We start from the raw sequence: 312 nt of genomic DNA on the forward strand, positions 1-312 counted from the left end.
TGCCGAAATATCTTTACAAGATCGAGCTGGTCGACAGCTTCGCCAATGTCGGTGGCGGCCGCGGCGGCTATTGGGAAGACAATGGCTACGACTGGTATGGCGGGATTTGATGGCCCCTCGCCTGCAGGCCGAGCACGATCTTGCGCCGGCCGAGCTCGACGCCATCGAGGAACACCTCAATAGCGACAACCGGCTTCTCACCGGCCGCGATGACGACCGGGGTCTCGTCTTTGCGCTGCGCGATGAGTCCGGCCGTGCCGTCGGCGTTGCCGCCGGCTATTCCTGGGCGGGGATCGCCGAGCTCAAACTGAT

2 pseudogenes are annotated in these 312 nt (G+C 63.5%); both read left to right on the forward strand.

What is annotated here, in order from left to right:
- Positions 1 to 110: pseudogene (locus EN874_RS32935) on the forward strand (molybdopterin oxidoreductase); the annotation flags it as partial.
- Positions 110 to 312, forward strand: a pseudogene (locus EN874_RS32940) (N-acetyltransferase); the annotation flags it as partial. The pseudogenes EN874_RS32935 and EN874_RS32940, both read left to right, overlap by 1 nt.

The sequence above is a fragment of the Mesorhizobium sp. M1D.F.Ca.ET.231.01.1.1 genome (assembly GCF_003999155.2).
GTDB lineage: Bacteria > Pseudomonadota > Alphaproteobacteria > Rhizobiales > Rhizobiaceae > Mesorhizobium.